The following is a 23,756-nucleotide window of genomic DNA, read 5'->3' as shown; positions in this document are numbered from 1 at the left end:
TCTAAAAGCATGGGAGCGGCGACAAATCAGCCGTCGAAAAATTCCTTCATCCGGGCGAAGAAGCCCGTTGATTCCGGATTGTTCTCCTTGGAGGAGAGTTGCTCGAACTCCTGCAACAGCTCGCGCTGACGCTTGCTGAGTTTCTGCGGCGTTTCGATCTGGATCTGGATATAGAGGTCGCCCGTCTGCGCCGAACGCAGAACCGGCATGCCCTTACCCTTCAGACGGAACTGCTTGCCCGGTTGGGTGCCTTCCGGAACCGTAACGCGCGATTTGGTGCCGTCGAGCGTGGTAACATCGAAAGTGCCGCCAAGTGCCGCCGTCGTCATGGAGATCGGCACGGTGCAATAAAGGTCGGCGCCGTCGCGCTGGAAGAATTCATGCGGACGCACGGACAGGAAGATATAGAGATCGCCCGCCGGACCGCCACGCATGCCGGCCTCGCCTTCGCCCTGCAGGCGAATGCGGGTGCCGTCCTCGATGCCCGAGGGAATGTTGACGGAAAGCGAACGCTCTTCGGTTACACGGCCCTGACCGTGGCACTTGCCGCAGGGATCGGAGATCGTCTGCCCGCGACCATGGCAGGTGGGGCACGTGCGTTCCACCGAGAAGAAGCCCTGTGCCGCGCGCACGCGGCCGGAACCCTGACAGGTGGCGCAGGTCTTCGGCTGCGTGCCGGGCTTTGCACCCGAGCCGGAACAGACATCGCAGGTGATCGAGGTGGGAACCCTGATCTGCGCCGTCTTGCCGGTGAAGGCCTCTTCCAGCGTGATTTCCATATTGTAGCGAAGGTCGGCCCCGCGCTCGCGTCCGCCGGAAGAGCGGCGCGCACGGCCGCCGCCCATCATCTCGCCGAAGATGTCTTCGAAAATATCCGAGAAGCCGCCATTGGCGAAACCGCCGCCGCCAAAGCCGCCACCGCCGCCCATGCCGCCATTTTCAAAGGCCGCATGGCCGAAACGGTCATAGGCCGCGCGCTTCTGCGGATCCTTCAGCGTTTCATAGGCTTCGTTGATTTCCTTGAACTTCCGTTCGGAATCGGCATCGTCCGGGTTCTTGTCCGGATGGTATTTCATCGCGAGTTTGCGGAAGGCGCTTTTCAGCTCTTTTTCGTCCGCGGTCTTGCTGACGCCAAGTGTTTCGTAAAAGTCTGCTTTCGCCATTAAGTTAACAAGCCCCGCAAATGGATTTCCGGCTGCACGTCGGCAGCCGGATGTCTTGCATATGTTTTCAGGAGACGGGAAGTCACGCGATTAAGCGGACTTCTTGTCGTCCTTGATTTCCTCATAGTCGGCGTCGACGACGTCGTCCTTGCCTTCTGCGGAAGCATCGCCGGCCTCGGCCTGCTGCGCTTCGTAGATGGCCTGACCGAGCTTCATGGAAACTTCCATGAGGGTCTGGGTCTTGGCCTGAATGTCGTCTGCATCCGGCTCAGCGGCTTCGACGGCGGTCTTCAGGCTGGCAATGGCGTCTTCGATAGCCTTGCGGTCGGTCTCGGAAACCTTGTCGCCATATTCCTTCACCGACTTCTCGGTGGAGTGGATGAGGCTTTCGGCCTGGTTCTTGGCTTCCACACCCGCACGACGCTTCTTGTCGGCCTCGGCATTGGCTTCGGCGTCCTTCACCATCTTCTCGATGTCGGCGTCGGAGAGACCGCCGGAAGCCTGGATTCGGATCTGCTGTTCCTTGCCGGTGCCCTTGTCTTTCGCCGAAACCTGCACGATGCCGTTGGCGTCGATATCGAAGGTCACTTCGATCTGCGGAACGCCACGCGGTGCCGGCGGCAGGCCGACGAGGTCGAACTGGCCAAGCAGCTTGTTGTCCTGCGCCATTTCGCGCTCACCCTGCGAGACGCGGATGGTCACGGCCGACTGGTTGTCTTCGGCGGTCGAGAAGGTCTGGCTCTTCTTGGTCGGGATCGTCGTGTTGCGATCGATCAGACGGGTGAAGACGCCACCCAGCGTTTCGATGCCGAGCGACAGCGGGGTCACGTCGAGCAGCAGAACGTCCTTGACGTCGCCCTGCAGAACGCCGGCCTGGATGGCGGCGCCCATGGCGACCACTTCATCCGGGTTCACGCCCTTGTGCGGCTCCTTGCCGAACAGCTGCTTGACGACTTCCTGCACCTTCGGCATGCGGCTCATGCCACCGACGAGAACGACTTCATCGATCTCGGAAGCGGAAACGCCGGCATCCTTCAGCGCTGCCTTGCACGGTGCGACGGTGCGCTGCACCAGATCGTCCACCAGGCTTTCGAACTTGGCGCGGGTCAGCTTCAGCGTCAGGTGCTTCGGACCGGAAGCATCGGCCGTGATGAACGGCAGGTTGATTTCGGTCTGCTGCGAGGACGAAAGTTCGATCTTCGCCTTTTCGGCAGCTTCCTTGAGGCGCTGCAGGGCGAGCTTGTCGTTCTTAAGGTCGATGCCCTGATCCTTCTTGAACTCGCCGGCCAGATATTCGACCAGACGCATGTCGAAGTCTTCACCACCAAGGAAGGTGTCGCCATTGGTTGACTTCACTTCGAAGACGCCGTCGCCGATTTCCAGAACGGAAATATCGAAGGTGCCGCCGCCAAGGTCGTAAACGGCGATGGTCTTGCCGTCCTTCTTGTCGAGGCCATAAGCGAGCGCTGCCGCAGTCGGCTCGTTGATGATGCGCAGGACGTCCAGACCGGCGATGCGGCCGGCATCCTTGGTTGCCTGACGCTGGGCGTCGTTGAAGTAGGCAGGAACCGTGATAACGGCCTTCTCGACCTTTTCGCCGAGATAGGATTCAGCCGTTTCCTTCATCTTCTGAAGGATCATCGCGGAAATCTGCGAAGGGGAATAAGGCTTGTCCTGCGCCTTCACCCATGCGTCGCCATTGTCACCCTTGACGATTTCGAAGGGAACGAGGGCCTTGTCCTTTTCGACGGTCGGGTCTTCATAACGGCGGCCGATAAGACGCTTGACCGCAAACAGGGTGTTGGTCGGGTTGGTGACCGCCTGGCGCTTTGCCGGCTGGCCGACAAGGCGTTCGCCATCGTCGGAAAATGCCACCATGGACGGCGTGGTGCGCGCGCCTTCCGCATTTTCAATTACTTTCGTGTCCTTGCCGTCCATCACTGCAACGCAGGAATTGGTCGTGCCAAGGTCGATACCGATTACTTTTGCCATGCTCTTCTCTCCTTGAAGCGAGCTGTCGGAACCCCGTGAGGCATTCTTGTGGCAGCTCCTTGACTTGGATTTGCAGTATTTGCTGCAGTTCTGCGGCGTATATAAGGAGCGATTTTTCCTGCTGCAAGGCGCAAGAGAGGGGGAAGCGCAGCAAAAAAGCGCAAGAAACCCCTGTCTGTGCAGAAGCATAGCCATCACGGCTTGCGGAAGCGGGAAAACGCGGCTTGTGTGCTGCACGGCGCCGCCGTTCGACATCGCGGCGGGCGAACCGGTGAGGCTTGCTTTTAACGGCATCGGGGTGGGGTGAAATGGCGGACAGGGTGGGATTCGAACCCACGGTACGCTTTCACGCACACACGCGTTCCAGGCGTGCGCCTTAAACCACTCGGCCACCTGTCCTTTTTCAAATCTGCATGTTTTGAAGAATGCAAATCACTGGAACGGCGCGATATATACCGATGAATTCGCAGGGATCAACACGAATCTGACAGTTTTTTGAAATGTCGGCAATTTCCTGTGTTCCGATGCGATTGCAAACCGGTTTTCCCGCCTTTATCGATGCATTATAGATTTCAAAATATGGCTGTCTGACCGGCAGATCGTAAGCGAGGTGTCCCCGATGAAAGCTTTTTTGCGGTTTTTGAGCTTTCTTTTCCTCGTTGCGGCGGTTTTTCTGGGTGTGCTCGATTCGATCCGCTCGGTTTCCACATCCTCGGTCAACATCACCGGCATCCTGTCCGTCTGGAACTATCTTCTTCCTGCTTCCCGTACCATGGTGGAAGCGGCCATGGCTCACTATATTCACCCTGAAGCGTGGCGCTTCATTGAAAATGCCCTGTCGGCGGTGCCCGCATTTGCCGTTTCCCTGGCGCTTTCCCTGCTCTGCTGGATGGCGGGTTACAGGAAACACAAGGCGATGAGGCGTTTATCGGCCTGACTTGTATCTGTCGAATTGGGCGCCCGCAGACGTGAACCATGAGAAGCGGCGGAACTGGCCGCATGGAGGACCGAATGTTCCTGTTCGATACGCTTTCAAAAAAAACGACGATGCCGACCGAAGAAACCGCCTTGCCCGGCCGTGAAGAGGCGCTTGCGGTACCGGAAGCCCATTTCGTCAATGGCCGGCCCTTGAAGGGGCCTTATCCTGACGGACTTGAAACCATCTATCTGGGCATGGGCTGCTTCTGGGGTGCGGAACGCTTGTTCTGGAAAACGCCGGGCGTCTGGGTGACGGCGGTGGGTTATGCCGGCGGCTTCACCCGCAACCCCACCTATCAGGAGACGACGACGGGCCAGACGGGCCACGCCGAAGTGGTCAAGGTTGTTTACGATCCGGCCGTGATCTCGCTCTCGGGTCTGCTGAAGATATTCTTCGAGGAGCACGATCCGACTCAAGGGATGCGGCAAGGCAACGATGTCGGCACGACCTATCGTTCCGCCATTTACGCGACGACGGAAGGCCAGTTGCAACAGGCGCAGAAGGCGAGCGATGCTTTTCAACAGGCTTTGGACGAGGCTGGCCATGGCAGCGCCATCACCACCGAGATCGGGCCGCTTGAAAAGTTTTATTACGCTGAAGACTACCATCAGCAATATCTTGCCAAGAACCCGGGCGGCTACTGCGGCCTGAGGGGAACCGGCGTAAGCTGCAATATCGACTAGATTTTTTGCAGGTCGCCCCGGTGGAAAGACCAAAAAAGCGCCAGAATAAAGTTTTTCCACCGGGTCAAAAAAACCGGATGAATTTTTCATTGAGCCATGCAAGGATATGAGGCAAGCACAGCCGGGAAAACGGCTGGCGGTTCCGCAGACATTCCCGGTCAACGGGATTGCGGGAGGACCCTTATAATATCAATTGCAACAACAGGGCTGCACAATGAAAAAATCCCTTCTGACGCTTTTTGCGCTCGCCGCAATGTCGGCTTCCGCGCTCGCCGCCGATATCAAGCCGGCGCTGGTCTATGGCACGGGCGGCAAGTTCGACAAATCGTTCAACGAAGCCGCTGCGGCCGGCGCTGAAAAGTTCAAGGCAGAAACGGGCATCGAGTTCCGCGATTTCGAGCCGACCAGCGACACGCAGGGCGAACAGGCCATCCGCAACTTTGCGAGCAAGGGCTTCAACCCGGTCGTTGCCGTTTCCTTCGCCTGGACCTCGGCCATGGAAAAGGTCGCAGCCGAATTCCCCGACACCAAGTTCGTCATCGTCGATTCCGTCGTCGAACTGCCGAATGTCCGCTCCGTCGTCTACAAGGAGCACGAAGGCTCCTATCTCGTCGGTCTGCTGGCCGGCATGGCCTCCAAGACCGGCAAGGTCGGCTTCATCGGCGGCATGGATATTCCGCTGATCCGTAAGTTCGCCTGTGGTTATGCACAGGGCGCAAAGGCTGCCAACGACAAGATCGAAGTCTTCCAGAACATGACCGGCACCACCGGTGCGGCCTGGAACGATCCGGTGCGCGGCGGCGAACTCACCAAGAACCAGATCGACCAGGGTGCGGACGTGATTTACGCGGCAGCCGGCGCGACCGGTATCGGCGTGCTGCAGACTGCCGCCGACAACAAGAAGTTCTCGATCGGCGTCGATTCCAACCAGAACCACCTGCATCCGGGTTCGGTTCTGACCTCGATGGTCAAGCGCGTCGATCTGGCCGTCTACAATGCCTACAAGGATGCCAAGGACGACAAGTTCACCCCCGGCATCGTTGCGCTCGGCGTCAAGGAAGATGGCGTCGCCTACGCGGTCGACGACAACAACAAGGCCCTCATCACGCCGGAAATGACCGCCGCCGTGGACAAGGCGAAGGCCGATATCATCTCCGGCGCCGTCAAGGTTCATGACTATATGGCGGATAATTCCTGCCCGAAATGATATGATATGTAACGGGGGCGCATGATGTTTTTCATCTTGCGCCCTTTTCATATCCAGCCTTCGGAGAGGTTTCGGTTTGAGTATGGACCCTGCAATCGAACTGGTGGGCATCGACAAGAAATTCGGTGCCGTTCACGCCAACAAGAATATCAATCTGACTGTCGCCAAGGGCACCATCCACGGCATCATCGGGGAAAACGGTGCCGGGAAATCGACCCTGATGTCGATCCTCTACGGCTTTTACCAGGCGGACGCCGGTGAAATCCGGGTGAATGGCACGCCCGTCGCGATCCGTGACAGCCAGACGGCCATCAATGCCGGCATCGGCATGGTGCATCAGCACTTCATGCTGGTGGAAAATTTCACCGTGCTGGAAAACGTCATGCTCGGCGCGGAAGGCGGCGCATCGCTCGCCAAGGGCCGGGCGGCGGCCCGCAAGGAGTTGCAGCGCCTCGAGGACGATTACGGTCTGGAAGTCGATCCGGATGCGGTGATCGAAGAACTGCCTGTCGGTCTGCAGCAGCGCGTCGAAATCCTCAAAGCCATGTATCGTGGTGCCGAAATCCTGATCCTCGATGAGCCGACCGGCGTTCTGACGCCGGCCGAGGCCGATCACCTTTTCAAGATACTCGGCGTCCTGCGCGAGCAGGGCAAGACCGTTATCCTCATCACCCATAAGCTGCGCGAAATCATGGCGATCACGGATTCCGTCTCCGTCATGCGCCGCGGTGAAATGGTCGCCACCCGCAAGACCTCCGAAACCAGCGTCGAGGAACTGGCCGAACTGATGGTTGGCCGCCGCGTGCTGCTCAGGGTGGAAAAGGGCGAGACGACGCCCGGCGATGTTCTGCTCTCCATCCGCAATCTGACTGTCAAGGACAGTCGCGGCGTCACCATGGTGGATGATGTCTCGCTCGATGTCCGTGCCGGTGAAATCGTCGGCATTGCCGGCGTGGCGGGCAATGGCCAGTCGGAGCTGCTCGAAGCCATCGCTGGCATCCGCAAGCCCTATTCGGGCGAGATATGGGTGGATGGCCAGAAGGTGGACCGCCCCGATCCGGCCATTCTGCGCAGGCTCGGCCTCGCGCATATTCCGGAAGACCGTCACCATATGGGGCTGGTCTTGAAATTCGAGGAATATGAAAACTCCATCCTCGGTTATCACCATGATGAGCGATACGGCAAAGGACCGTTCCTCAACCCCGAGGCCATCCGCAGGGATGCGGTCGAAAAGATCGAGAAATATGATATCCGCCCGCCAAACCCGCAGCTGAAGACCGCCAATTTTTCCGGCGGCAATCAGCAGAAGATCGTCGTTGCGCGCGAAATCGAACGTGACCCGAAGATGCTGATCATCGGCCAGCCGACCCGCGGCGTGGATATCGGCGCCATCGAATTCATCCATCGCCGCATCATCGAAATGCGCGACGCCGGAAAGGCGATTTTGCTGGTTTCGGTCGAACTCGATGAAATCCGTTCCCTTTCGGATCGGATCATGGTCATGTTCGCCGGCCGTGTCGTTGGAGAAAAAACGGCGGAAGCCGAAGAACAGACGCTGGGCCTGATGATGGCCGGCATCGCCGCATGAGGCATGAATGAGCACCGCTTCCGTACCCCTGCCAAACTGGATCACTTACGGCCTGCTGCCGTTGCTGAACGTCGTTACCGCCTTTCTGATTTCCGGCCTCGTTGTCTGGTCGATCGGTGAAAGCCCGCTGGCGGCGCTGCGCCTGCTCATCGAAGGCGCACTCGGCCGTGGCGACGCCATCGGCTTCACGCTATTCTACACGACGAGCTTCATCTTCACCGGCCTCTCCGTCGCCGTGGCCTTCCATGCCGGCCTGTTCAATATCGGTTCCGAAGGTCAGGCCTATATTGGCGGGCTGGGTGCTGCGCTGGTGGCGCTGGCGCTTGATCGCTACGTGCCGTGGTATGTGACGATGCCCTTCGCCGTCATCGGCGCTGCGGTGTTCGGCGCGGCCTGGGCTTTCATTCCGGCATGGTTGCAGGCGAAACGCGGCAGCCACGTCGTCATCACCACCATCATGTTCAACTTCATCGCGGCTGCGCTGATGGTCTATCTGCTGGTGAATGTGCTGATCGTGCCGGGCAAGATGGCGCCGGAAACACGCACCTTTCTGCCGGGCGGGCAATTGCCGAAGCTCGACTGGTTGATGGCGCTGTTCGGCCTCAAGCTCGGGCCGGCGCCGTTCAACGTCTCCTTCATCATCGCGCTGGTCATGTGTTTCCTCGTCTGGGTGCTCATCTGGCGCACCAAGCTGGGTTATGAGATGCGCACGCTCGGCATCAGCCCGTCGGCCGCCATCTATGCCGGCATTCCCTATGCGAGAACGGTCATCATCGCCATGCTCATTTCCGGCGGTCTGGCGGGCATGATGGCGCTGAACCCGGTCATGGGCGCTTCCGCCCGCCTGCAGGTGGAATTCGTCGGCGGTGCGGGTTTCGTCGGCATTGCCGTGTCGCTGATGGGGCGAAGCCATCCGCTCGGCATCATCTTCGCGGCATTGCTGTTCGGCATTCTTTATCAGGGCGGTGCGGATCTTTCCTTCGAGATGCCGAACATTACCCGCGAGATGATTGTGGTCATTCAGGGTCTGGTGATCCTCTTCGCCGGTGCGCTGGAATATATGTACCGGCCGGCGGTCGTCCGCATCTACCAGCGTTTGGCAAAGGGGTGAGCTGATATGGATTTCTTCGATATGCTGGTCAGCATCCTCGGCTCGACCGTCCGCCTCACCATCCCGCTGCTCTTCACCGCACTTGCCGGGCTTTTTTCCGAGCGCGCCGGCGTGTTCGATATCGGGCTTGAAGGCAAGATGCTGGCGGCGGCCTTCGCCTCCGCCTGTGTGGCCTATATCACGGCCAATCCATGGGCCGGTCTGCTTGCGGGCATTGCTGTCTCGATCCTCTTCTCACTCACCCATGGTTTTGCCGTCATCACCAATCGCGGCAATCAGATCGTGTCGGGCGTGGCGCTGAACTTCATCGCCGCCGGCCTGACGGTGGTTCTGGGGCAGGCCTGGTTCGGGCAGGGCGGCCGCACGCCGCAATTGCCGGCAGAGGGCCGTTTTGCGCCGATCATCCTGCCCGGTGCGGATGCGATGCGTGAGGTGCCCTTCATCGGCCCGCTCTATGCCAATGTCATTTCCGGCAACAATATCCTCACCTATCTCGCCTTTCTGGCGGTGCCGCTGTCCTGGTGGGTGCTTTATCGTACCCGTTTCGGCCTGCGTCTGCGCGCCGTCGGTGAAAACCCGGGTGCGGTGGATACGGCCGGCATTTCGGTGACATGGATGCGCTTCCGCGCGGTCATCGTCGCCGGTTTCCTCTGCGGTTTTTCGGGCGCCTATCTCGCCGTTGCGCAGTCGGCGGCCTTCATCGCCAACATGTCGGCCGGTAAGGGCTATATCGCGCTTGCGGCGCTGATCTTTGCGAAATGGAAGCCGGTGCCGGTCATGTTCGCCTGCCTGCTCTTCGGTTTTCTGGATGCCTTCGCCAACTTCATGCAGGGTAAATCCGTGCCGGGTATCGGCGAGGTGCCGGTGCAGATTTTCCAGGCCATGCCCTATATTCTGACCTGCATCCTGCTTGCCGGTTTCATCGGCGTCGCCAAGCCCCCCAAGGCGGGTGGCGTTGCCTATGCGAAGGAGCGCTAAATCCATGTCCCGAGACCCGATGTCCCATGCCCTGTTCGAGGCAGCGGTGGAGGCCATGGCCTTTGCCCATGCGCCCTATTCGAAATTTCCGGTCGGTGCGGCGATCCGCGCCGAAGACGGCAAGATTTACAAGGGCGCCAATATCGAGAATCTTTCCTTCCCGCAGGGCTGGTGCGCTGAACCTTCCGCCATCAGCGCCATGATCATGGGTGGGGCGAAGAAGATCAGCGAAATCGCCGTTATCGCCGAAAAACTTGCTCTCTGCCCACCCTGCGGCGGCTGCCGGCAGAAGATCGCCGAATTCGCCACGCCGGAGACGAAAGTCTATCTTTGCGACGAAACCGGCGTGCAGAAGGTCATGACCATGGAAGAGCTTTTGCCCTTCAGCTTCAAGACAGAGCTGCCCTGATGCCGGATACGCTGATCGATATTCTGGTGGAGCGCCTGAACGGCCTGATGCCGCGCGTTGCCATCGTCCTAGGTTCGGGCCTCGGTTCGCTGGTGGAAGACGTCAGCGATCCGATCCGGGTGCCCTATGCCGAACTTCCCGGTTTTCCTGCGAGCGGCGTTTCCGGCCATGCGGGCGAGCTGGTGGCGGGCTATCTTGGCGGTGAGCCGGTCATGATGCTCTCCGGCCGGGTGCATTATTACGAAAAGGGCGATCCGTCCGCGATGCGCGCGATCATCGGGGCGCTGGCCGGTCTCGGCGTGCAGTCGCTCATCCTCACCAATTCGGCAGGTTCGGTCAGGCAGGATATGCCGCCCGGCTCGGTCATGCAGATCACCGATCACATCAACTATTCCGGCATGAACCCGCTGATCGGCGAGGAAAGCGACCGCCGCTTCGTCGGCATGACCACCGCTTACGATCCCGATCTGATGCTTGCCATGCGCAACGCGGCCATCCGCGCCACAGTGCCTTTGTTCGGCGGCGTCTATATGTGGTTTTCCGGCCCGAGCTTCGAAACGCCGGCGGAAATCCGCATGGCGCGGCTGCTGGGGGCGGATGCCGTTGGCATGTCCACCGTGCCGGAAGTCATCCTTGCGCGCTTTTTCGGGATGCGCGTTGCCGCCGCATCGGTTATTACCAATTACGGTGCCGGCATGACCGGCGCAGAACTGAGCCATGAAGAAACCAAGGATATGGCTCCCGTGGGTGGCAAGAGGCTTGCCGCCATTCTGAAGGAAATGATCGCAGGAGGAGCGTGACCATGGAACTCCAGCGTCCGCGCGAAGCGGCTGCCCTCACCCTGTCCTTGCTGGACCTGACCAATCTCAAGGAAGACTGCACGCCCGAGCAGATCGCCGCTCTGTGCCAGCGGGCGCATACGGAATACGGCAATACGGCCGCAATCTGCATCTGGCCGCGCTTCGTGGCGCAGGCTCGTGCCGCTTTCGGAAAAGACCATGCTATCCGCATCGCCACGGTCGTCAATTTTCCTTCGGGCGATCTCGACATCGCGACCGTGGTTGCGGAAACCGAGGCGGCGATCCGCGACGGCGCTGACGAAATCGATCTCGTCATTCCCTATCGCAAATTCATAGCCGGCGATGAAACGGCGGTGTCCACCATGGTGGCGGCCGTTCGCAAGGCCTGCGTTGCACCCGTGCTGCTCAAGGTCATTCTTGAAACCGGCGAGTTGAAGGACAAGGCGCTGATCCGTCGCGCATCCGAACTCGCCATTGCCGAAGGGGCCGATTTCATCAAGACCTCGACCGGCAAGGTTGCCATCAATGCCACGCTGGAGGCAGCCGACATCATGTTGCAGGCGATCCGCGACAGCCGGCAGAAGGTGGGTTTCAAGCCCGCCGGCGGCATCGGCACGGTGGAGGACGCCACGCTTTATCTCAGGCTTGCGGAAACCATCATGGCGCCCAACTGGGCCATGCCGTCCACCTTCCGTTTCGGCGCTTCGGGTGTTCTCGACGATGTGCTGAACGTGCTGGCCGGCGGCGAGCCCGCCAAGGCCGCCAGCGGGTATTGAGCTTGATCCCGCAGGAAATCATCCGCCGCAAACGCGATGGCCTGACACTTGAGTCTCGGGAGATTGCCGCTTTCATAGAGGCGCTTTCGAAAGACGGCATCTCGGAAGGGCAGGCGGCTGCCTTTGCCATGGCGGTGTTCTTTCGCGGCATGAACCGGGATGAAATGGTGGCGCTGACGCTGGCGATGCGCGACAGCGGTGAGGTCCTGTCCTGGAGCGATCTCGGAAGACCGGTGGCGGACAAGCATTCCACCGGCGGCGTCGGCGATAATGTCTCCCTGATGCTCGCCCCCATTGTTGCCGCCTGCGGTCTCGCCGTGCCGATGATTTCCGGCAGGGGCCTTGGCCATACCGGCGGCACGCTGGACAAGCTGGAAGCGATCCCCGGTTACAACGTCATGCCGGACGAGGCGTTGTTTCGCCGGACGGTAAAGACGGTCGGCTGCGCCATCATCGGCCAGACGGGCGATCTCGCCCCCGCCGATAAACGCCTCTATGCCATTCGCGATGTGACCGCGACGGTGGATTCCATACCGCTGATCACGGCCTCCATCCTGTCGAAAAAGCTTGCGGCCGGTCTGCAGACGCTGGTTCTGGATGTGAAGGTCGGCAGCGGTGCTTTCATGCAGAGCGTCGAGGATGCCCGCAATCTGGCCCGCGCGCTGGTCGATGTGGCGAACGGTGCAGGCCTGCCGACAACGGCGTTGATAACCGACATGAACCAGCCGCTTGGCGATGCTGCCGGCAATGCGGTCGAAATCGTCAATTGTCTGGATTTTCTGGCCGGTCGCAAGGCTGGTACCCGTCTTGAAAAGGTGGTCCTGTCCTTTGCGTCGGAAATGCTGGTGCAGGCGCAAAAGGCGGCCACACTGACGGAAGGAGAGGCGCTGGCGTCGGCTGCGCTCTCCTCCGGCCGGGCGCTGGAAATCTTTGCGGGGATGGTTTCGGCACTCGGCGGTCCATCGGATTTCGTTGAGCGCCCGTCCCGCTATCTGCAATCCGCACCGGTCATTCTCCCGGTTCTGGCGGAGCGTAGCGGTTTGCTCGCCTCCTGCGCCACGCGCGATCTTGGCATGGTTGTCGTCGAACTCGGCGGCGGCAGAAGAAAGCCATTGGACACGATTGATCCTTCCGTCGGTATTTCGGATATCCTGCCGCTCGGTACGAAAGTGGAAAAAGGCGAGCCAATCGCCATTGTCCACGCCGCTTCCAGTGGCGAAGCGGAACGTGCCGTGAAAAGGATAGCGGCCTGTTATGGAATTGCTGACAGCGCGCCGGAGATCGGTATGCCCGTTCTTGAGCGGATCACCTGACCAGCCGCATCTCGCCGCCCGATACCTTGAAAGACGATAGTTGTTTCAGGAAGCTCATGCCGATCAGCATGTTGCCGAGCGCATTGTCTTTCAGCACCATGGCGTCGACATTCTGAACCCGGATAGCGCCGATCTCCACCCGGTCGAGTTTCACATAGGCGGCCATGGTCTGGCCATTGGCCGTTGAAATCGCATACTTAAAATCGAGGCTGTTGACGCCGTAACCGAGCCGGCGCGCAATCGTCTCGTTGATGGCGACCATGGAAGCACCGGTATCGACAAGGCCGTCGAAGGATTTGCCGTTGATGCGGAAGGTGGCATTGAAGTGGCCGCGAGCATCGGCTTTCAGATTGACGCCGCCAAGGGAGACGGCCTCCGGTTTGGCTGCTTCAGGTCTGGCTTCCGCTTTCTCGATGCTTGTTTCCGGGCGCGGCTGAAATTTTTCCACCAGCGCCGGAATTTGCGTTGCGCCGAGGGAAAGGCCAACAAGCAGAAAAATCGCGCGCGCCAGCAAGTCGTTGCTCCTTAAAGGGCAGGGTTATTCTTGCCGAGAATAGACGCAAAACATGCTGAAATCTTAAAAGAAAAAGCCATCCGCCGCTTATCGGGCGGCGAATGGCTCAAACGGTTAAGCGATGATGAACGGCGTTATTTGGTGCCGTACATGCGGTCGCCGGCATCGCCGAGACCGGGAACGATATAGCCCTTCTCGTTCAGATGGCTGTCGATGGCGGCGGTGTAGATATGCACATCGGGATGCGCTTCACGGAAGTTCTTGATGCCTTCGGGCGCCGCCAGCAGACACAGGAAGCGGATGTTCTTCGCACCGCGCTCCTTCAGCTTCTCAACGGCGGCGATGGAGGAATTGCCGGTTGCCAGCATCGGATCGACAACGATGATAAGGCGCGCATCGAGGCTTTCCGGAGCCTTGAAGTAATATTCGACAGCTTCCAGCGTGTCATGATCGCGATAAACGCCGATATGGGAAACACGCGCCGAAGGCACGAGCTCGAGCATGCCTTCCAGGAGGCCGTTGCCGGCGCGCAGGATGGAGGCGAAAACCAGCTTCTTGCCTTCGAGCACGGGGGCCTCGATGGTTTCGAGCGGTGTATCGATGGTTTCCATCGTCATTTCAAGGTCGCGCGTCACTTCATAGCAGAGCAGCGTCGAAATTTCCCTGAGCAGGCGGCGGAAGCCGGCCGTGGAAGTTTCCTTCTTGCGCATGATGGTAAGTTTGTGCCGCACCAGCGGATGTTCGATGACTGTGACGCCGTCCATGAAACTGGCCTTCCTTTTTATCTTATGCCTTGTAATTCACCGAAAGTGCGTTTTTCGCAAGCCTTCTTCGCGGTTTTACCCCGCGAACCGCAGCGTCAGGCGCCATCGAGTTTCGCAAGCAGTCGTGCGCGTGTTGCCTCGTCCACGAAGGCGCATTCCAGTGCGGTCCGCGTCATGCGGTCGATCTCGGCATCGCTGAAGCCGAACTCGTCCGCAGCCAGCGCATATTCCCGTGCAAGCGAGGTAAAGAAGAATGGCGGGTCGTCGGAACTGATGCAGACGCGCACCCCGGCGTCGCTGAGAGCTTTCAGCGGGTGGCTGGCAAAATCGGGATAGACGTTGAGCGCGATATTCGAACCGGGGCAGACCTCCAGAACCGTTCCCGTCTCGGCCAGCCGGGCGATAAGACCGGCATCTTCGATGGCGCGCACGCCATGCCCGATGCGGGACGGTTTGACGAGGTCGAGCGCATCGGCAACGCTTTCCGGTCCGCAAACCTCGCCGGCATGAATTGTCAGTCCAAGGCCGGCATCGCGGGCGATGTCGAAGGCGCGCGCATAATCGGCGACGCGGCCCATACGCTCCTCGCCGGCCATGTTGAAGCCCGTCACCAGCGGATGTTGCGCGCGTGCCGCATATTCGGCTGCGGCGATCACCCGTTCCGGGCCGAAGTGGCGCTCACCGGTGACGATGATGCGGGTTTCGATCCCCGTCTTTTCCCTTGCGATGCGAATGCCTTCGGCAATGCCGGCCAGATAGGCGTCGGCGCCAAGCCCGATGCGGTCGCCGTGATCGGGCGAAATGATCAGTTCGCTATAGATCGTATTGGCTTGCGCAAGTTCGGTCAGATAGGTCTCAGTCAGGATGGCATAGTCCTCATCCGTCTTGAACACCTGCGCCACCGCATCGTAACAACGGATGAATTCGGCGAAATCCGACCAGACATATTTGCCGTCCCGCAGAAAACCGCTGGTGTCGATGCCGTATTTCTCGGCCTGTTTCGCGACGAGGGCAGGGGGTGCCGCACCTTCGATGTGGCAGTGAATTTCCGCTTTCAGCAAATGCGATGTCAAATGAAGCTCCTGCCGTGAGAACCGGCCTCGATGCCAAGATGGTGGGCGATGCTTTCGCCGATATCGGCGTAGCTTGAACGGATGCCGACATCGCGCGATCGAATTCCCGGTCCGAATGCCATGATCGGCACCCTTTCCCGTGTATGGTCCGTGCCCCGCCAGGTGGGGTCGCAACCGTGATCGGCGGTCAGAAGGGCGATGTCACCCGGCGCCATCTTGCGATGGATTTCGGGGATTCGCGCATCGAAGGCCTCAAGGGCGGCGGCGTAACCGGCAACGTCGCGGCGATGGCCGTAAAGCATGTCGAAATCGACGAAATTGGTGAAGACGAGATCGCCGTTTTCAGCCTCGTCGATGGCCTGCAACGTCGCATCCATCAGGGCGCTGTTGCCATTTGCCTTGATGACGCGCGTCACACCCTGATGAGCGTAGATATCGCCGATCTTGCCGATGGCGTGCACTTTTCGGCCGGCCTCCACAAGTCTGTCGAGCAGGGTCGGCTCCGGCGGCAGAACGGAGAAATCGCGGCGGTTGCCGGTGCGTTCGAAGGTCGCGACCGTCTCGCCGATGAAGGGGCGGGCGATGACGCGGCCGATGTTCAGCGGATCGAGCAGCTTGCGCACCGCCTCGCAGAGCGAGATGAGCCGCTTCAGACCGAAATGCGTTTCATGCGCGGCGATCTGGAAAACGGAATCGGATGAGGTGTAGCAGATCGGTTTACCGGTTCTGATATGCTCTTCGCCGAGCGCAGCGATGATCTCGGTGCCGGAAGCATGGCGATTGCCGAGAATGCCCGGAATATCGGCTTGCCTGCAGATCGCTTCCACCAGTTCCGGCGAAAACGCATCGCCTTCCGTCGGGAAATATCCCCAGTCGAAGGTGACAGGCGTACCGGCGATCTCCCAGTGACCGGAAGGTGTGTCCTTGCCCTTGGAGATTTCGCTGGCGGAACCGTGCAGGCCGAAAATGCGCTCGGGCGGTTCCATGCCGGCGGGAATGTCGCCGCTTGCCTGCCGCGCGATCTCCAGCAGGCCGAGCGAACACATGTTCGGCAGTTTCAGCGGACCGGAGCGAAGCCCCGCTTTGTCGGCAGCGCCTGCTGCACAGAATTCCGCGATATGGCCGAGCGTGTTTGCGCCAAGATCGCCATAGCGCCCCGCATCGGGTGCGCCGCCGACGCCGAAGGAATCCAGAACGAGAAGAAATGCTCTTGCCATAACTCACCGAAACAAAATGCGCCGACGGGCAATGTCAGGCCGAACTGTCGTTATAGATCAGCAAAACGTGAAGAAGGAAGTGCTTTTATGAACCATCCGGTAAAACCGGCTGCTTAGTCCTTGTCCCGTTTCGGTTTGGGGGCGTTGAGGTTGCGCAGGACATACCACCCCGCAGCCACCACCATCGCCGCCAGAATATACCACGTAACGGCATAGGAGAGGTGGTTATTGGGAAAGGTGAGCATGGTCTTGCCGCCGACCGGCAGGCCGCCCGGATTGGGTGTCGCATCGGCGTCGACATAGAACCGCGCGACATCGGAAAGGCCGGATGCCTGCGAGATTTGCGGAATGTTGCGGGAATACCAGCGGCCATTTGCCGGATCGTTGGTGCGCAGGAAAAGCCCGCCGGTTTCGGGCGCGCGCATCAGTCCGACGATCTCGACGTTTCCGGCCGGTTCGCTTTCCCGGCGGGAGGATGGGTCGCGCCTGTCGGACGGCACGAAGCCGCGATTGACGATGATGCTGGAGCCATCGTCGCGCTTGAGCGGCGTCATCACCCAGTAACCGGGGCCGAGATCCGTGACCGTATAGACCTGAACCTCCCTGTCATTGAGGAAGGTGCCGGACAGTTTCACACGGCGATATTCGTATTCCGCCGGATCGCCGAGCGCCGGCCATTCTTTGGCGGCAGGGGCGTCGACGGGATCGGCATGGGCGCGGGCTTCGACCCGCTCGATAAGATCGAGCTTCCAAGAAAGGCGCTTGACCTGCCATGTACCGAGCGCAAGCAGCAGACCCGTCAGAACAACGGTCAGGAACAGGACGACGATGGCCGCCGGGCGGATGCGCCGGTTATGAAGTGTGGTTTCGCTCATATCACGGTCCTTGCGAAGCGCGCCCGGCAGAAACCGGTCTGCTTTGGCGGGTTTCCTAGAGCATTTCCAGGAAAAGTGGAACCCGGTTTTCTGTCCGGAAATGCGCCAAAACAAAGAGTTAGAGTGTTTTCGCGATTCGAAGAAAAGCGAAAAAACTCTAGCACCCGCATGCGCTTCTTCCAGCAAATAACCCCATAAATCGCACCACGATTCATGGGGTTATGTGTTGGCGCGAAGGCGGCCTGCCGGAAGCCCGGCAGGCCGTAGGTCTCTGCTGCTCAGGGCAGGTTTTTCACATCCTCGATGTGCAGCGGCATCATGTTCTTGTTCATGTTGTACATGACCCAGAGCGAGCCGGAGAGCGTGATCAGGAGCACCACGACGGTGAAGATCAGCGCCATGAAGGTCCAGCCGCCCTCGGACTTGGTGTCCATGTGCAGGAAGTAGATCATGTGCACGAAGATCTGGATGACGCCGAGACCCATGATGGCGATGACCAGTAGCGTCTTGTTTTCCAGAACGTCGCCCATGACCAGCCAGAAGGGGATCGCCGTCAGGATAACCGACAGGACGAAGCCGATCATGTAGCTCTTGAAGGTGCCATGGCTCGCGCCATCATGGTGATGATGGTCGTCGCCATGCGCGTCGTGGTGTGCGTGTGCTTCGGAACTCATCAAAGAACTCCCATGAGATAAACGAAGGAGAAGACGCCGATCCAAATGACGTCAAGGAAGTGCCAGAACATCGACAGGCACATCAGGCGACGCTTGTTGGCGGCGATCAGGCCGTGCTTGGCGACCTGGAACATCAACGTGACGAGCCAGATGATGCCGAAGGTGACGTGCAGACCGTGCGTACCGACCAGCGCGAAGAAGGCCGACAGGAACGCCGAACGCTGCGGACCCGCGCCTTCCGCGATCAGGTGATGGAACTCGTAAAGTTCCACGGCGAGGAAGGCGAGGCCGAAGAGGCCGGTCACACCCAGCCAGACCAGCGTGGCCTTTACCTTCTGCTTTTCCATTTCCAGCATGGCGAAGCCATAGGTGATGGAGGAGAAAAGCAGGAACCCGGTATTGATCGCCACCAGCTTCAGGTCGAACAGGTCCGCACCCGAAGGGCCGGCCGCATAGTTGCGGCCGACAACGGCATAGGTGGCAAACAGGGTCGCGAAGATGAGGCAGTCGCTCATCAGGTAGAGCCAGAAGCCCAGCGAGGTGCCGTTCTCCGGGTGGTGGTCTTCCTTCAGGTAAAAGACCGGTTCAGCGCCGTCGACGCTTTGTGCAGGTGTATGAGCCATATTCGTCACGCCTGTTCCGCGAGCAGCTTCGTACGTTCCGCCTCGACCGTCGAAACGTCGGAAGCCGGAATGTAATAATCGCGATTGTAGTTGAAGGTATGGGCGATGGAGACCGCGATGATGGCCAGCATCGACAGAGCCGCAAGCCACCAGATGTGCCATACCAGGGCGAAGCCGAGAACCACGCTGATGGCGCTGATGATCACGCCCGCACCGGTGTTCTTCGGCATATGGATCGGAATGAAGCCCTCCCTGGGACGGTTGTAACCGCGCTTCTTCATATCCGCCCAGGCGTCGACATCATGGATGACGGGCGTGAAGGCGAAGTTGTAGGCGGGCGGCGGCGAAGACGTCGACCATTCCAGCGTACGACCGTTATAGGGGTCGCCGGTCACGTCACGCAGCTGGTCGCGCTTCAGGAAGCTGACAATGAGCTGGATGACGAAGGAGGCGATGCCGAGCGCGATCAGGAAGGCGCCGAAGGCGGCGATCAGGAACCAGATCTGCAGGGAATTGTCCTCGAACTGGCTGATACGGCGGGTAATGCCCATCAGGCCGAGAATATAAAGCGGCATGAAGGCGAAATAGAAGCCGATGAACCAGAACCAGAAGGACAGCTTGCCCCAGAACGGATCGAGACGGTAACCGAATGCCTTCGGGAACCAGTAGACGATACCCGCAAGCACACCGAACACGACGCCACCGATGATGGTGTTGTGGAAGTGGGCGATCAGGAACAGCGAGTTGTGAAGCACGAAGTCCGCCGGCGGAACGGCAAGAAGAACGCCGGTCATGCCGCCGATGACGAAGGTGATCATGAACCCGATCGTCCAGAGCATCGGAACGTCGAAATTGATGCGGCCCTTATACATGGTGAAGAGCCAGTTGAAGATTTTCGCGCCCGTCGGGATCGAGATGATCATCGTGGTGATGCCGAAGAAGGCATTCACGCTTGCACCGGAACCCATGGTGAAGAAGTGGTGCAGCCACACGATGTAGGCAAGGATGGTGATGACGCCGGTGGCGTAGACCATCGAGGCATAACCGAAGAGGCGCTTGCGGGAGAACGTTGCAACGATTTCCGAGAAGACGCCGAATGCCGGCAGCACCAGAATGTAAACTTCGGGGTGGCCCCAGATCCAGATGAGGTTGACATACATCATCGGGTTGCCGCCGAGATCGTTGGTGAAGAAGTTGGTGCCAACGTAACGGTCGAGGGTGAGAAGCGCGAGCGTGCCGGTCAGGATCGGGAAAGAGGCCACGATCAGGATGTTCGAACACAGCGATGTCCAGACGAAGATCGGCAGGCGCATCATGGTCATGCCAGGCGCGCGCATCTTGATGATTGTCACGATCAGGTTGATGCCTGATAGCGTCGTTCCCACACCGGCGATCTGCAGACCCCAGATATAATAATCGACCCCGACCCCCGGGCTTCCATCGATGCCGGAAAGCGGCGGATAGGCGAGCCAGCCGGTCTGCGCATATTCACCGATGAACAGCGAGATCATGGTGATGACGGCGCCGGCCGTGGTCATCCAGAAGGAGAAATTGTTGAGGAAGGGGAACGAAACGTCGCGGGCGCCGATCTGCAGCGGCACGACGAAGTTCATCAGACCCGTGATCATCGGCATGGCCATGAAGAAGATCATGATGACGCCGTGGGCCGTGAAGATCTGGTCGTAATGGTGCGGCGGAAGATAGCCCTCCGATCCGCCCGACGCGATCGCCTGCTGGACGCGCATCATGATGGCGTCGGCGAAACCGCGCAAAAGCATGACCAGAGCCAGGATGATGTACATGATACCGATCTTCTTGTGATCGATGCTCGTGAACCATTCATTCCAGAGATAGCCCCAGAGGCGGAAATAGGTGAGGGCGCCGACGACGGCGATACCGCCCAGAGCCACCGCCGCGAAGGTCGCGACAAGGATTGGCTCGTGAAGCGGGATGGACTCCCATGTCAGCTTCCCGAACAGGAACGACGTTTGATCGGAATTGACGATCATTTTTAGCCTCTTGCGATTCTAAGACATAAGATCGGCGCAGCCATTGGCCGCGCCGCATAATGCCGGGACGTATCCGTCAGCCAGCGACTTGTTTCGTTTCCGGCAGCGCCGCAGGCTCGAAAGTCTGTCCTTCGAGCGCAGCCGGAGTGGATTGGGGACCGCTGGCGACGCCAAAGGGCGCAAGCGGCGTGCAGACGACGGAATTCAGCGCCTTGGCGATATCGATGCCTTCCTTGCCGCCGCCGCCATTGGCGTCGATATGCATCATGTCACGCATGCAGAGCTTGTTCGGCTCGACGCAGCGGTTGAGGATGGCGCTGTAGAGTTCGGGATCGACCGAGGCGAAATATTGTACCGGTTCGCGCTCGGAGGGCTTGGCGAATTCCAGATATTCCTGGCGGCCAAAACCCTTGCCGCCTTCCTTCGCCTTCGCCACCCACTGGTCGAAGCCCTGCTGGCTGAGACCATGGAACTTGAAGCGCATGTGGGAGAAGCCGGGGCCGGAGAAGTTGGCCGAGAAGCCGTCATAAACGCCTTCCTTGTTGATGACCGCGTGCAGCTTGGTCTGCATGCCGCCCATGGCGTAAATCTGGCCGGCGAGCGCGGGAACGAAGAAGGAATTCATCGCCGTTGTGCCGGTGATCTTGAAATTGATCGGCACATCGACCGGAGCGGCGAATTCATTGACGCTGCCAATGCCGAGTTCGGGATAGAAGAACAGCCACTTCCAGTCCATGGCGACGACTTCCACCGTGAGCGGCTTGATATCGGCGGTCACCTGGCGGCTCTCGTCGATACGCTCCAGCGGGCGATAGGGGTCGAGACGGTGGGTGGAAATCCAGGTCACCGTGCCGAGCATCAGGATGATGGCGACCGGAGCCGACCAGATCACCATTTCAAGGCGCGTGGAGTGGTGCCACTCGGGATCGTAATCCTCCGCTTTGGCCGATTCACGATATTTCCATGCGAAGAAAAGCGTGAGGACGATGACCGGAACGATGATCAGCAGCATCAGAACCGTGGACGTGATGATGAGATCGCGCTGCTGGATGGCGACGTCGCCCGAGGGATTCATGACCACGAGGTTACAGCCGCTGAGCAGCAGCAGTACCGGAATAGCCAGAAGGGCGGATGGGATTTTTTTGATCATGCGCACGTTCTCTGAACTTGTACAGTTTGGATTATGCCGCGAATAATTGCCGAACATCATTTTTCAAATGAGGTATATTGTCGCGGTGCAGCGAAACCTTCGCGATGCACCATGTGCCGGGCAGAGCTGCGTTTGAAGGCGGAGCGCGTGCATTATCGCATGGTCGACCGACTGGGCAACCCTTTATTGTCAAACTTCAATTGACGTTACGTAGGGTGCGTGTGACAATCCGCCGCATCGTAACGCAACGGAAGAGGAGCCGGCGCGTTACAGGAATGGTTCGTCCATGACGCAGGAGGGATATTATGAGTTATACGAATGCTGCTCCATCCTTTGGGCAGGCGCCGGAGGCGAACGGAAATGGGGCCGGTCCCGTCAAGGTCGATCCGGATCGCATCACGATTGCGGTCATTCTTGCGAGAATGACGGAATTCTTTGACTTTTTCATCTATGCCATCGCCTCCGCGCTCGTTTTCCCACACGTCTTCTTTTCGTTCGTCGATCCGCTGACGGCGACGCTCTATTCCTTCGCGGTTTTCTCACTGGCCTTTATCGCAAGGCCGATCGGCTCGCTGATCTTCCTCCAGATCGACCGCAAATTCGGGCGCGCCGTGAAGCTGATGGCCGCCCTCTTCACCCTCTGTGGTTCCACAATGGCGATCAGCTTTCTTCCGTCCTATGCGGAGGCGGGCATGCTTGCCCCCTGTCTTCTGGCGGTATTCCGCATCGGCCAGGGCCTTGGGCTCGGCGGCGCATGGGACGGCCTGGTTTCGCTGCTCGCCATGAATGCACCGCAGAAACAGCGCGGCTGGTACGCCATGATGCCGCAGATCGGTGCGGCCATGGGCTTCGGTCTCGCCAGCGCCTTTTTCATCGTCTTCGTGACGCAGCTTTCCAATGCGGAATTCCTCGCCTGGGGCTGGCGTTTCCCGTTCTTCGTGGCGCTTGCGCTGAATGTTCTCGCGCTCTTCGCCCGCCTGCGCATGATCGTGACGCCGGAATTCCAGGCCATGCTGGAACAGCACGAGCTGGAACCGCGTCCCATGTTCAAGATGCTGCGGTCGCAGTTTCCCGTCGTCGTGACCGGTGCCTTCGTGCCGCTTGCGAGCTTCGCTCTCTTCCATCTCGTCACGGTCTTTCCGCTGAGCTGGGTGTCCCTCAACACCAGCCAGCGCGTCTCGGACTTCCTGTTCGTGCAATTCGTGAGCGCCATCATCGCTGGCGGCATGATCGTGGTTTCAGGCATTCTGGCCGACAGGATCGGCCGGCGGAAGCTTCTGGCTGTCGCTGCGGTGTTGATCGGCCTCTTCAGCCTCGTTGCGCCGGTTCTCCTGAGTTCGGGCGATATCGGCCGCTATCTGTTCGTGCTGATCGGCTTCTCGCTGCTGGGTCTGTCCTTCGGTCAGGCCGGCGGTGCGCTCGCCTCCCGCTTCAGCCGCGAATACCGCTATACCGGCGCATCGCTCACCTCGGATATTTCGTGGCTGATCGGTGCTGGATTCGCGCCGCTCGTCGCGCTCGGATTTTCGTCCAAATTCGGCCTTTTCGCGGTCGGCATTTACCTAATGTCGGGTGCGCTCTGCACGCTGATTGCCCTCTGGTTCAGCCGCACGCTGGACATGCCTTCGGAGTGATCCGGGCAATTTAAAAATCCCTGCAGCCATCGCGCCGCGGAATCCTGTCGGATTTCGCGGCGTTTTTGTTTTTTTATTGCGCCGGGTCGATTTTAATCTTGACTCGGTAGATCATGAAATATTATGTAAGTAATACTGACGTAATTCAGTGTGTCTCACCGCCAGAAAGCCGGCCTTCAGGGAACGCGATGCGAACGACGACGATCATTATTTGCGAAAAAGCG

At 59.5% G+C, this 23,756-nt stretch carries 22 protein-coding genes and 1 tRNA gene; 11 read left to right on the top strand and 12 right to left on the bottom strand.

Annotation, left to right across the window (positions count from 1 at the left end; all coding sequences use genetic code 11):
- Nucleotides 1-26: 26 nt before the first annotated feature.
- The 3 genes from dnaJ to ACIK7D_RS07555 form a co-directional block, all read right to left on the bottom strand.
- Nucleotides 27-1,163, bottom strand: a complete 1,137-nt coding sequence (gene dnaJ / locus ACIK7D_RS07565) for a molecular chaperone DnaJ (protein WP_004439156.1) — start codon at nt 1,161-1,163, stop codon at nt 27-29.
- Nucleotides 1,164-1,253: 90 nt separating this feature from the next.
- Entirely contained in the window at nt 1,254-3,155 is a 1,902-nt protein-coding gene (gene dnaK / locus ACIK7D_RS07560) for a molecular chaperone DnaK (protein ID WP_003524342.1), read from the bottom strand.
- A 309-nt stretch (nt 3,156-3,464) separates the two neighbouring features.
- Nucleotides 3,465-3,554, bottom strand: a tRNA-Ser gene (locus ACIK7D_RS07555).
- 220 nt (nt 3,555-3,774) lie between these two features.
- On the opposite strand from ACIK7D_RS07555, the gene ACIK7D_RS07550 reads away from it, so the two are divergent.
- From ACIK7D_RS07550 to deoA, 10 genes are all read left to right on the top strand, one after another.
- A complete protein-coding gene (locus ACIK7D_RS07550) occupies nt 3,775-4,092 on the top strand; it encodes a hypothetical protein (RefSeq protein WP_059758969.1) in 318 nt (105 codons plus the stop codon).
- A gap of 74 nt (nt 4,093-4,166) precedes the next feature.
- A complete protein-coding gene (msrA, locus tag ACIK7D_RS07545) occupies nt 4,167-4,817 on the top strand; it encodes a peptide-methionine (S)-S-oxide reductase MsrA (RefSeq protein WP_020812546.1) in 651 nt (216 codons plus the stop codon).
- Between the two features lie 214 nt (nt 4,818-5,031).
- On the top strand, nt 5,032-6,024 hold the full coding sequence (locus ACIK7D_RS07540) for a BMP family protein (RefSeq protein ID WP_003524348.1): 993 nt from the start codon (nt 5,032-5,034) through the stop codon (nt 6,022-6,024).
- A gap of 82 nt (nt 6,025-6,106) precedes the next feature.
- Nucleotides 6,107-7,612 carry an ABC transporter ATP-binding protein gene (locus ACIK7D_RS07535; RefSeq protein ID WP_137004407.1) on the top strand — a complete coding sequence of 502 codons (1,506 nt, stop codon included), beginning with the start codon at nt 6,107-6,109 and terminating at the stop codon, nt 7,610-7,612.
- A 7-nt stretch (nt 7,613-7,619) separates the two neighbouring features.
- Nucleotides 7,620-8,723, top strand: coding sequence for an ABC transporter permease (locus ACIK7D_RS07530; protein WP_127756657.1), 1,104 nt, complete (start codon nt 7,620-7,622; stop codon nt 8,721-8,723).
- 6 nt (nt 8,724-8,729) lie between these two features.
- Nucleotides 8,730-9,701, top strand: coding sequence for an ABC transporter permease (locus ACIK7D_RS07525; protein ID WP_080818395.1), 972 nt, complete (start codon nt 8,730-8,732; stop codon nt 9,699-9,701).
- A gap of 19 nt (nt 9,702-9,720) precedes the next feature.
- Entirely contained in the window at nt 9,721-10,110 is a 390-nt protein-coding gene (locus ACIK7D_RS07520; RefSeq protein ID WP_162936796.1) for a cytidine deaminase, read from the top strand.
- Nucleotides 10,110-10,910, top strand: a complete 801-nt coding sequence (locus ACIK7D_RS07515; protein WP_127756659.1) for a purine-nucleoside phosphorylase — start codon at nt 10,110-10,112, stop codon at nt 10,908-10,910. The genes ACIK7D_RS07520 and ACIK7D_RS07515 overlap by 1 nt, the downstream gene beginning before the upstream one ends.
- A 2-nt stretch (nt 10,911-10,912) precedes the next feature.
- Nucleotides 10,913-11,686, top strand: a complete 774-nt coding sequence (gene deoC, locus ACIK7D_RS07510) for a deoxyribose-phosphate aldolase (RefSeq protein ID WP_003524355.1) — start codon at nt 10,913-10,915, stop codon at nt 11,684-11,686.
- Nucleotides 11,683-12,999, top strand: coding sequence for a thymidine phosphorylase (gene deoA, locus ACIK7D_RS07505; protein WP_400155974.1), 1,317 nt, complete (start codon nt 11,683-11,685; stop codon nt 12,997-12,999). Before deoC ends, deoA begins: the two co-directional genes overlap by 4 nt.
- Here the strand turns inward: deoA and ACIK7D_RS07500 are convergent.
- From ACIK7D_RS07500 to cyoA, 9 genes are all read right to left on the bottom strand, one after another.
- Complete coding sequence (locus ACIK7D_RS07500) at nt 12,992-13,513, bottom strand: TIGR02281 family clan AA aspartic protease (protein WP_137452527.1); 522 nt, start codon at nt 13,511-13,513, stop codon at nt 12,992-12,994. The two genes, deoA and ACIK7D_RS07500, sit on opposite strands and share 8 nt — an antisense overlap.
- A 134-nt stretch (nt 13,514-13,647) precedes the next feature.
- Nucleotides 13,648-14,277, bottom strand: coding sequence for a uracil phosphoribosyltransferase (gene upp / locus ACIK7D_RS07495; RefSeq protein ID WP_003524359.1), 630 nt, complete (start codon nt 14,275-14,277; stop codon nt 13,648-13,650).
- 95 nt (nt 14,278-14,372) lie between these two features.
- Nucleotides 14,373-15,350, bottom strand: a complete 978-nt coding sequence (locus ACIK7D_RS07490) for an adenosine deaminase (protein ID WP_400155973.1) — start codon at nt 15,348-15,350, stop codon at nt 14,373-14,375.
- Nucleotides 15,347-16,567 carry a phosphopentomutase gene (locus tag ACIK7D_RS07485; protein ID WP_400155972.1) on the bottom strand — a complete coding sequence of 407 codons (1,221 nt, stop codon included), beginning with the start codon at nt 16,565-16,567 and terminating at the stop codon, nt 15,347-15,349. Before ACIK7D_RS07485 ends, ACIK7D_RS07490 begins: the two co-directional genes overlap by 4 nt.
- A 113-nt stretch (nt 16,568-16,680) precedes the next feature.
- A complete protein-coding gene (locus ACIK7D_RS07480; protein ID WP_400155971.1) occupies nt 16,681-17,442 on the bottom strand; it encodes an SURF1 family protein in 762 nt (253 codons plus the stop codon).
- 278 nt (nt 17,443-17,720) lie between these two features.
- The gene (cyoD, locus tag ACIK7D_RS07475) at nt 17,721-18,116 is read right to left on the bottom strand and encodes a cytochrome o ubiquinol oxidase subunit IV (protein ID WP_003514416.1); all 396 of its coding nucleotides are present in this window, start codon (nt 18,114-18,116) and stop codon (nt 17,721-17,723) included.
- Nucleotides 18,116-18,739 carry a cytochrome o ubiquinol oxidase subunit III gene (cyoC, locus tag ACIK7D_RS07470; protein ID WP_135398050.1) on the bottom strand — a complete coding sequence of 208 codons (624 nt, stop codon included), beginning with the start codon at nt 18,737-18,739 and terminating at the stop codon, nt 18,116-18,118. Before cyoC ends, cyoD begins: the two co-directional genes overlap by 1 nt.
- Nucleotides 18,740-18,744: 5 nt before the next feature.
- Nucleotides 18,745-20,748 carry a cytochrome o ubiquinol oxidase subunit I gene (gene cyoB / locus ACIK7D_RS07465; protein WP_400155970.1) on the bottom strand — a complete coding sequence of 668 codons (2,004 nt, stop codon included), beginning with the start codon at nt 20,746-20,748 and terminating at the stop codon, nt 18,745-18,747.
- A 76-nt stretch (nt 20,749-20,824) separates the two neighbouring features.
- Nucleotides 20,825-21,898, bottom strand: a complete 1,074-nt coding sequence (gene cyoA / locus ACIK7D_RS07460; RefSeq protein WP_080818860.1) for a ubiquinol oxidase subunit II — start codon at nt 21,896-21,898, stop codon at nt 20,825-20,827.
- Between the two features lie 305 nt (nt 21,899-22,203).
- Here cyoA and ACIK7D_RS07455 point away from each other — a divergent pair, with 305 nt between their 5' ends.
- On the top strand, nt 22,204-23,532 hold the full coding sequence (locus tag ACIK7D_RS07455; RefSeq protein ID WP_080818377.1) for an MFS transporter: 1,329 nt from the start codon (nt 22,204-22,206) through the stop codon (nt 23,530-23,532).
- Nucleotides 23,533-23,756 lie beyond the last annotated feature (224 nt).

Source organism: Agrobacterium sp. P15N1-A, assembly GCF_044626815.1.
Taxonomy (GTDB): domain Bacteria; phylum Pseudomonadota; class Alphaproteobacteria; order Rhizobiales; family Rhizobiaceae; genus Agrobacterium; species Agrobacterium leguminum.
Note: the sequence above shows the minus strand (reverse complement) of the source record. Positions and strands in the feature narration are given on the sequence as shown.

What these genes read in the sequence shown, in the direction of transcription:
- ACIK7D_RS07520 (WP_162936796.1), top strand. Translation starts at nt 9,721, where the DNA reads ATGTCCCATGCCCTGTTCGAGGCAGCGGTGGAGGCCATGGCCTTTGCC.
- ACIK7D_RS07550 (WP_059758969.1), top strand. Translation starts at nt 3,775, where the DNA reads ATGAAAGCTTTTTTGCGGTTTTTGAGCTTTCTTTTCCTCGTTGCGGCG.
- cyoA (WP_080818860.1), bottom strand. Translation starts at nt 21,898, where the DNA reads ATGATCAAAAAAATCCCATCCGCCCTTCTGGCTATTCCGGTACTGCTG.
- ACIK7D_RS07530 (WP_127756657.1), top strand. Translation starts at nt 7,620, where the DNA reads ATGAGCACCGCTTCCGTACCCCTGCCAAACTGGATCACTTACGGCCTG.
- ACIK7D_RS07535 (WP_137004407.1), top strand. Translation starts at nt 6,107, where the DNA reads ATGGACCCTGCAATCGAACTGGTGGGCATCGACAAGAAATTCGGTGCC.
- dnaJ (WP_004439156.1), bottom strand. Translation starts at nt 1,163, where the DNA reads ATGGCGAAAGCAGACTTTTACGAAACACTTGGCGTCAGCAAGACCGCG.
- upp (WP_003524359.1), bottom strand. Translation starts at nt 14,277, where the DNA reads ATGGACGGCGTCACAGTCATCGAACATCCGCTGGTGCGGCACAAACTT.
- cyoB (WP_400155970.1), bottom strand. Translation starts at nt 20,748, where the DNA reads ATGATCGTCAATTCCGATCAAACGTCGTTCCTGTTCGGGAAGCTGACA.
- ACIK7D_RS07485 (WP_400155972.1), bottom strand. Translation starts at nt 16,567, where the DNA reads ATGGCAAGAGCATTTCTTCTCGTTCTGGATTCCTTCGGCGTCGGCGGC.
- ACIK7D_RS07540 (WP_003524348.1), top strand. Translation starts at nt 5,032, where the DNA reads ATGAAAAAATCCCTTCTGACGCTTTTTGCGCTCGCCGCAATGTCGGCT.
- cyoD (WP_003514416.1), bottom strand. Translation starts at nt 18,116, where the DNA reads ATGAGTTCCGAAGCACACGCACACCACGACGCGCATGGCGACGACCAT.
- deoC (WP_003524355.1), top strand. Translation starts at nt 10,913, where the DNA reads ATGGAACTCCAGCGTCCGCGCGAAGCGGCTGCCCTCACCCTGTCCTTG.
- ACIK7D_RS07525 (WP_080818395.1), top strand. Translation starts at nt 8,730, where the DNA reads ATGGATTTCTTCGATATGCTGGTCAGCATCCTCGGCTCGACCGTCCGC.
- msrA (WP_020812546.1), top strand. Translation starts at nt 4,167, where the DNA reads ATGTTCCTGTTCGATACGCTTTCAAAAAAAACGACGATGCCGACCGAA.
- ACIK7D_RS07515 (WP_127756659.1), top strand. Translation starts at nt 10,110, where the DNA reads ATGCCGGATACGCTGATCGATATTCTGGTGGAGCGCCTGAACGGCCTG.
- cyoC (WP_135398050.1), bottom strand. Translation starts at nt 18,739, where the DNA reads ATGGCTCATACACCTGCACAAAGCGTCGACGGCGCTGAACCGGTCTTT.
- ACIK7D_RS07455 (WP_080818377.1), top strand. Translation starts at nt 22,204, where the DNA reads ATGAGTTATACGAATGCTGCTCCATCCTTTGGGCAGGCGCCGGAGGCG.
- dnaK (WP_003524342.1), bottom strand. Translation starts at nt 3,155, where the DNA reads ATGGCAAAAGTAATCGGTATCGACCTTGGCACGACCAATTCCTGCGTT.
- ACIK7D_RS07480 (WP_400155971.1), bottom strand. Translation starts at nt 17,442, where the DNA reads ATGAGCGAAACCACACTTCATAACCGGCGCATCCGCCCGGCGGCCATC.